The following is a 6,921-nucleotide window of genomic DNA, read 5'->3' on the forward strand; positions in this document are numbered from 1 at the left end:
AAAAGTGTGATAGTTTGAATCAAAAGTGTGATAGTTAATCCCTTAAAAGCCAGTCGTATCAATGGTTGAAAGTCACTCTAAAACAGTATTTAAAACAGTATTTAAAACAAATAATTAAAAAACAAACAAAATAAGTAACAACTTTGGTGGGGTATTTTAGTTCTTTAAAATTAAAAACTCTTAAACTATCAAACCCCTCTTTCAAACTCTTAAACCCTCTTAAAAATGTTTTTAAGGCTTATACAAGACGATTTAATAGAATTATAGATAAAGAAACCTTGTCACTAAGAATCACCTCGTTAAATGCCCTTATTTTTAGAATTAAGACTATTGAGTTCAGAGCTATATTTTTTAAAAAGAAAAGCATGATAAAATAAAATCACTAACGTAATTAGGAGTATATCTCCGAAAAAGGGACTGATTTTTGTTGGTCCTTTTTTTATTTAGCTCTCCTGTTCTGAACGAGAACTCCCCCTTTAATAAAAACCTTTATAGTGCTGATCAATAATCTTAGTTATAGTATCCGGATCTAAAACTGATTCTCTAGCAAAGCTGTAAATCGCTTTTTGGATTACATCTGTTTTGTTTGTCTTAACCCCTTCTTCTGTCAATTTCTCAACCATAGCTTCCAGTAATGCCAAGTGAACTTCATCCATACGAAGATTAATGGGTTTACTCATTTCGACTCCTCCTATTCAAAAAATAAATAACTGCAGCCCATAATTCATCAGATACATTCAAATCATATTGATCTAGTACATGTATATAAATTTCTAATGCGTCTAACAATCCTTCTTCTGTGAGAAAAACTCGTTTTGTTGCATGGTTAAATTCATTAATCCTTTCTAATGTGAATTCATCATTTTCTTTATAAATATTTAACCTTTTCATAGTTTTTCTCTCCTTTGATTTGATATATTAATTGTAATATTTTATTTGCAAAATGTAAATACGTTTTGTAAATAAAATTTATCCATCTAAACTAACTAAACTTTTCACCTGTACCTGTAAAAGAATCAAAAGCTTTGAAAAGATATATACGGATTTTGTGCCAATTTTGATAGATTATGATAGCAAATGATAGTAAAAGATAGTTCTTGATAGTTCTTGATATTGAAATGTCAACTTGAAGTTGTTAATATAAGGGTAACGCCATTCCCATAGAACGTTTAATCAAGCATCAAATACTTATTAGGGAGGGAATCTCTTTTTGTGTTTCTTTTAAAGGTTCCACACCTTTAGAACACTCACAATGAAGAGATTAGGCGAATTAAAAGGGATTTGAATTCTTGCTGAGAACAGGGATTCATTAGATATCCCAAGCATTCTTCTTATATCAACTAAAAAGCACGCTTTCTAAACAAAAAAACCTTGGCTGGTAACCGAGGTTTTTTTGTTTACGTATAACATTTTCAGGGGAAACCCATAATAGATATGACATAAGAAAGAAAATAGCCTGAACTTTTGATTGCGGACAACAGGTTCCTGGTGCTGAGAACACCAAATCAATCAAAGGCACTGGTAATGCCTGTCAGACTATACTCTTTCAAGTCACAAGGCAGAAGTTACTACGACAGTTAGACTTTAGTCTTTAAAGACTTTCAGTGAAACCCAAACCAATCTGAGGAGAGAAACTCCCCAGTCCAACCCGGTTCGGATCTTTTGCTGATTGTCTTTAAAGAACTTTAACATTCTCCGCAAACGCATCAACTCATTTCCACGCTTTCTAAAAAAATGGTTGTCCGCGGAACTAGTCCCATTATATATCAGGTGGAAATTCATTGTTAGAGGATGAACTATCTTTTTATTCCTTTTTAATTAAAACTAAAGCTATTATGCTAACAATCAATGCTATAACTGAAATAACAAACGCACTCCATAACATTTTTTCACCTTCTTTTCTTCTTTATTCCCTGACAAGGAGGAACTGTAATTTCACTTCCAAAGTTCCCACCACTTTTTCTTCTTGGTTGAAGCAAGTTGTTTTTTTGTTTCAAACAATTCATTCATGGCTGCCATCATTTTACGGTCTCTTTCTTCAAGAGAGTTTGCAATATATTCTTGTTGCACTTGAATGATCTGCTTTAATTCCTCGTTGAATTGCCTTTGTTCTTGTCTAAAACTCTCTAACTGTACTAATTGTTTCTCAATATTTTGGTGTGGTGGTTGAGTGGTGGAAGGAAGATCCTCATGGATCTCACCAACCGTAAACGCAAACTTTTGAGATAAAACCTCTTTAATTTCTGCACTTTCGTAGCCTTCATCGTAAAGAGAAGTTATTCGTTTTAATATCACGATAGATTCAGGATGATATTTTTTTCCTCTACCTCGTTGTTCATAGCGAAAAAATCTCTCAAACTTATGTAAATATCTTCGAACTGTTGATTCGGGTACTTTAACGGAATCACTCAATTCAGTTACCGAGAGCCATTTATCCAAACTCCCACCACCTTTTCATTCATTCACTCACCATCCGCCACTCACCCACCACCGCTTGTTAATCGCAATATTAACATAAAATTCCTTGTTTTTTTTGTTAATGCTAATTACTCTTTTTCAAATTCGTTCACTTTCACCAAAGAATTTTTGCTTTCTAATTCATCTCTAGCAATCTTATGAGAAGGCTGAATTACTTCTTTATGGATTTTATTAAACCATTCCTTAGGTAACATTTTCGCTCGTTCCATAAGTTGAGCAAGAAAGGTTTTTGTATAATCCGCCCAGTTTTGAACCTGTTTTTTTAATGCTTGATTCTCTGTTCGCAATTCAAGATTTTCTTTTTCAAATTTCCGCCCTTGCTCTCGGTAGTAATCACGATCTTTAGTAACCAATTTTTTTTCGCTTTTTAATTGTTGGACAGATTCTTTTAGAGCTTCTACTTCTTCACGAGTAGCAATCCCTTTTAGAGCTGTGTTCTTGATGGTTTCAAAATCCTCTTTTTCAAGCGTGACCTTGTTTGAAAACTTCCCTTCTTTCGCTTTAAGATCTTCCACTCTTTTAATCTCTTTATCTATTTCCCTGATTTTCTGTAAGTTTTGTTCTCGTAATTGAGCTTCCGTTTCAAGCTTTTGAATTTGGTCATTTAACATTTTCTCTTTGAATTTCTGCATTTCAAGATGTTCAGCATTCGAACCCTTTTCTCCGCGATCTAAACCGTATCCTCGTTCGTTTAAGAAGTGATTATAGCGATCTTGTAATTCAGATAAAGCTTTCTTATTCCCTACCATCTCTTTAGCAGATAACCGCCCATCTTCTGTTAATGGAACAAAACCAAAGTGCATATGCGGAGTTTTCTCATCCAAGTGAACCGTAGCATAGATGACGTTTTCTTCCCCATATTCCTTTTTAATAAAATCCAAATTGTCTTTAAAAAATTGTTTTTGCCGTTCAGGAGAAAGGCGATCAAAGAATTGGTTGTCACTCGTCAGCAAACCATCTACCAGTTTAATAGCATCCGAACGAATTGAACGAGATCCTTTGTAGCCTTCCTTGATCCGTTCATCAATCTTGTTTATGTACTGGATCTTCTCGGAGTTAATCAAATCATAGTTTAAATGCGTTTTCGAATGGTCAATGTCTTTATTGGCATAGCTCTCTTTCTTGTTCTCTCGTTGATTGTGTCGTTGAAGTCCTCTAGTGTCCACAGCGTTAGCTACTTTGCTAAGTCGATAAATAGAAAAACTCATAGAGAATCACTCCTGTTTCAATGAGATCCACTAGCCCTGATCCGATAGATTTATACAATAAGTATAACACACTAGACTTATTAGCATAAGTCCGTTCGTGTGCTCCTGCGGAGGGCTAAAATAAAAAGACAAAATTCAAGACCACTAGTCTAGTTTTCAAGTGAACAAAAAATGTCCTTAGCTGCAGAAACTTATTTCCGCAGCTAAGGACATTTTTTGTTCAGTCTTTACTTTACAAGAGGAAAGACCCTAATCTAGTTGTCTGCTATTTTTTTTGCATCCTTTCTCATTAACATACCGTCTTAGGTAATGAAATTAATTAGTTGATGTTTGGACTGACATACCTTAGATAATAAAAGGAAGAGAAGGGAGTTAATGTCGATGTATAAAGAGGAATCACAAGTTTTGGCCAAGAAAATGATTAATGTAGGGTAAAAATAGCATTTTCCTATGAAAAAGAAAGTTAACTAAAGACAGTGTAAATAGTAAAAAAAAGAATATATTGAAAATATATCCAAATTAGTCTAACCTTATCCTATACATATTTTGGAGGGATTTTTATGAATGGTATTGGTTTGCCTTGGCAAGTTTTTAATTTCTTCTCAGTTATTGTGGTTCTGTTTTTAATTTATATTTTTGTCAAAAAAGTGAAGAAATAGTTATTTTTTACATTAACCACTTAGAATATGCTATATTACCCTAAGAATAGAAAGGAGTCGATGTTAAATTGAAATCTATTAAAATTGTTTTATTTTCTCTATTAGTAGGATTACTTATTTTTTCAGGCTCAACTAGTAGTGTTTTTGCCATTCAAAATTCTAAGACAGTAGAAGCTGATCAGCTCATTGAAAAAGCTCAAAAAACTAAAGAGTTAAAAGAAAAAAAATCAAATAAAACTTATGAAGAGTTGTCTAATGAGTACGGGCTAAAAGATATCAGCGAACTAGATTTGCCTGAAAACGCACAAGTAATTAAGGTGGATTCAGTAGAAGAAATGGAACTGATATTAGAATCATTTAACGCACCTTTAGAAAGCGTTTCAGATCCCGTAATTCAGGAAAAATCATTAAATTCATCAAGTACTCTATCTAGCTATAGTTCCATTAGTTATCGTACAAGAACAGCTTCAGAACAGTTAGCATGTTGTGGAAAAATAAATATTTCCGCTGACTTTGGTATTTCAGGATCGGGTTCATTCTATTGGATTGAAGATGTAAAAAACATTAGGACCTACGCATCAGGATTTACCTATCCGTTTGATTGGCAACAAACAGGAACGCCTTATAGCGTGATTTCCCCTGGTGGATTAAGAGCTACAGCTTATGGAAGTGGTGTGATTGAGTACTACTTTTTAATTGAAGCAGGAATGTTTAAAGTAGGACAAAGAGATGTTGATTTAAGCGTAACCTACTCTATTGGATAAAATATAAAAGAAATGTCATACTACTTTTGATTAGAAAACATTAAAAAACCGTTTTTTTCAGGAAGCTAATCTCGTTTCCTGTTGAATAACGGTTTTTTTATTCTCCCTGATTCAACTGTGCTAGAAAAGTTGGACCTCAACCCAGAAATTCCCTTAAAAATAAAAGGTAAGATAGCGGAGTCTATAAACATACTTGTTTCACTAAAAATCACCTATTCTATCCCCCTCTAAAATAATTATTTTGAATAGAGCGGATACGATAGCGGAGTGATTTAAATACCATTCCATCAGGCTTTGCCTGAATCATGCGGACTGCAAACTCCGTTTGCCTTATCCTGCATTACAAAATAGCTACCTACCTCTATCGTCATTCATTGTTCTACACTATTGCTTTCCAGTGAGTCTTGTATTCTAGGAGTATATAATTCTAAACTAGTTCACAACTAAACTAGTTTGGTTGTGAACTAGTTTAGTTGGTTATCGATGTTTCAATTATTGATTTTTTTGCAACTCAGAGGGTGGTAAAATCATTTGACTAGGGTGTCGAAAAACTTTTATATGAATAACTAACGCCGCCTATGGAATTTTCATAGGTGGCTAAAAATAAGAACGAATTATCATGTTTTCTGTTCGGATCTTTTCTGTTTTCTTTCCTTTCTGTTTTTTTCTCTAAACCATTGAGGGACTACTTCGTTTGAAATTCTTTCAATAGTTGCGTCCTTCCCTTGTTCTGCGAGTTTCTTTCGTTCTTCCATGTAGTAAAGTGTAAATCCCACTGGACTACTTATTCCTTCATGTTTCAACTTAAAATTAACTAATTCCATTAACATTTCTAATTGAGTTATGTAATCCTCTTTATAAATTTCTTTTGCTGTCTTTTCTATTTTTTTAAATGTTGAAAGAGAGAGTTCAAATTGTGCTATGTCATTTAGATCCTCAAATAATTCTTGGTCATAATTCTCTTTTTTAGGTTCTTCTAATCTTATCTCTTTGTCTTTGAGATGCTTTATTGCAAATTCAATTTTATCTACTTTACGACCTTTGCGGATCTCTTTGAAAGTCACTTGTATGTCCGTTTTTTCGTTTAATTCTTGCAATGAGGGCACAATAATTCTGCTTTTCAAATGACCGTATTGTTTGTATTGTCCTTTAGAAATTCCTAGCTTTTCTTTCAAACTTTCTAAAGTAATTTCCCATTTTCCAAGGTGTTGCCACTTTTTCATAAGCTCATATAACCTTATAGAGTAAGCACTTTTAAGTGATAAAATATTACTTAAACGATAAGAAGTGAAGGCCCTTTTCAACTGTAGCAAATAAGGTTTTAACTCAGGAGCAAAGGTGAACTCAATTCTTCCTTCTCCAGCCTTATACTTTACAGATGAAGTCCAATTTGCAAGTAAATAATCGCCATTAGGGTAAGGAATTTCAATAACTTTTGACATTAAGTTCTTAACAATATCTTTAATTTGCGTGTAGTGTTCTCGCCCTTCTAAACCTAGCATTTCATGAAAATCTTTGATGTACATTTCATATTTTTGAAAATCTTCATCCTCTGGTTGAATCATACTCACAAAGGTTAGAACAATCTTTTGTTCTCTAGCACTTAATGGGTGAGTGTGTCGTGCTTCAACCAAATCGTTTGATTGTGTTACTAAATGATCTGCATTCATATATCATTTCCTTTCTATCACATTTTTTTAAAAAAATGATGAAAAAACATTCTACAAATAAAATAAAACTATTGTTTTTATTAGTCAATCACTGTTTTTAGATGTTGTGATAGTTTGAATCAAAAGTGTGATAGTTTGAATC

The 6,921-nt window shown here is 33.2% G+C and carries 6 protein-coding genes; 1 reads left to right on the plus strand and 5 read right to left on the minus strand.

The genetic code is table 11. The features are described from left to right. Positions 1-476: 476 nt before the first annotated feature. From RZN25_17595 to mobV, 4 genes are all read right to left on the minus strand, one after another. Positions 477-680: a hypothetical protein gene (locus RZN25_17595; protein ID MEQ6378623.1), complete on the minus strand. Its 204-nt coding sequence runs from the start codon at positions 678-680 to the stop codon at positions 477-479. Next, positions 673-891 (minus strand): hypothetical protein, encoded by a 219-nt coding sequence (locus RZN25_17600; GenBank protein ID MEQ6378624.1) that lies wholly within the window; start codon positions 889-891, stop codon positions 673-675. Before RZN25_17600 ends, RZN25_17595 begins: the two co-directional genes overlap by 8 nt. Before the next feature lie 1,044 nt (positions 892-1,935). Further along, positions 1,936-2,439 (minus strand): MerR family transcriptional regulator, encoded by a 504-nt coding sequence (locus RZN25_17605; protein MEQ6378625.1) that lies wholly within the window; start codon positions 2,437-2,439, stop codon positions 1,936-1,938. Positions 2,440-2,546: 107 nt separating this feature from the next. Next, positions 2,547-3,686, minus strand: a complete 1,140-nt coding sequence (mobV, locus tag RZN25_17610; GenBank protein MEQ6378626.1) for a MobV family relaxase — start codon at positions 3,684-3,686, stop codon at positions 2,547-2,549. 727 nt (positions 3,687-4,413) lie between these two features. On the opposite strand from mobV, the gene RZN25_17615 reads away from it, so the two are divergent. Beyond that, positions 4,414-5,109: a hypothetical protein gene (locus RZN25_17615; GenBank protein ID MEQ6378627.1), complete on the plus strand. Its 696-nt coding sequence runs from the start codon at positions 4,414-4,416 to the stop codon at positions 5,107-5,109. 617 nt (positions 5,110-5,726) lie between these two features. Here the strand turns inward: RZN25_17615 and RZN25_17620 are convergent. Continuing rightward, complete coding sequence (locus RZN25_17620) at positions 5,727-6,779, minus strand: replication initiation protein (protein ID MEQ6378628.1); 1,053 nt, start codon at positions 6,777-6,779, stop codon at positions 5,727-5,729. Between the last annotated feature and the right edge of the window lie 142 nt (positions 6,780-6,921).

The organism is Bacillaceae bacterium S4-13-56, assembly GCA_040191315.1.
Classification (GTDB): Bacteria; Bacillota; Bacilli; order Bacillales; family JAWJLM01; genus JAWJLM01.